A 1,061-nucleotide genomic window follows, 5' to 3' on the forward strand; every position below is an offset into this window, starting at 1 on the left:
TGAGGGCGTTTTTTTGTGTGTCAGCAGAGTCGGCACACCGACGTAGGGCGCCGTCTGCTGGGCCCGGAGCGGTTTATACGGCGCAGGGCTCCGGCCGCCGCGCCGGCGCACCGCGGGCACCGGCCCGCCTTGGCCGGGTCCGTGCCCGCTTCGAGGTAGTGGTGCGCGATCGCGGCGGCCTCCCCCGGCGCGTGCCGTTCGAGCGCGGCGGCGACGCGGCCGTGCACGCGGGTGCGGCGCGCCCGCGACAGGCCCGTGTAGAGGGTGTCGCGGACGAGGGCGTGCGCGAACCGCACCCGGCCGGGCGCGGGTTCGGTGACGAGGTTGACCGCCATGCCCGCCTCCACGGCGTCGATCACCGTGTCCTCGTCCCCGGCCAGGTCGGCCAGGACGCGCAGGTCGGCGTCCCGGCCGATGACGGCGGCGTCCCGCAGGACGGTCTGGACCGGTCCCGGCAGGCGCGCGATGCGGCGGCGCAGCACGTCCCCGACACCGGCGGGGACCCGCCGGGTGGCGGCGGGCAGCCCCTCGGCGTCCAGCAGCCGGGCGGTCTCCCGGGTGAAGAACGGGTTGCCGCCCGTCCGCTCGGCGATGACGGCCAGCTCCGCGTCACCGAAGCCGGTGACGCCGGTGCCGCGGACGAGGGCGGCGACCTCGGGCGCGGACAGCCCGCCGAGGTCGATCCGCGCGGGCTCGTGCCGGGCGAGGGCGGCCAGCGCGGCGGCGAGGCCGTCCGGCACCTCGGTCCGCCGGAACGTGGCCAGCAGCAGGACGGGACGGTCCCGCAGCCGCCCGGCGAGCCGGGCCAGCAGGGCGAGCGTCTCCTCGTCGGCCCAGTGCAGGTCGTCCAGGACGAGCAGGAGCGGCGCCGTCTCCGCGATGCCGGTGAGGTAGTCGCCGACGGCCAGGTGGAGCCGGAACCGCCCGGTGCTGACGTCGGCGTCGCCGGTCCCGGTGGCGGAGTCGTCCAGCAGCGGGGCGAGGCGTCCGGCCAGGTCGGCGGCGGGCGGGGCGGCCGCCGCCAGCTCGCGGAGGAGTTCGGCCCAGGGCCAGGCGGCGGG

1 protein-coding gene is annotated in these 1,061 nt (G+C 78.1%); it reads right to left on the bottom strand.

From position 1 onward, the window contains the following. Positions 1–20: 20 nt before the first annotated feature. Positions 21–1,061, bottom strand: a 1,041-nt coding sequence (locus tag HUX53_RS36795; protein WP_176407893.1) for an AAA family ATPase, incomplete at its 5' end; no start/stop codon positions are given.

The organism is Actinomadura sp. BRA 177 (assembly GCF_013372625.1).
Classification (GTDB): domain Bacteria; phylum Actinomycetota; class Actinomycetes; order Streptosporangiales; family Streptosporangiaceae; genus Spirillospora.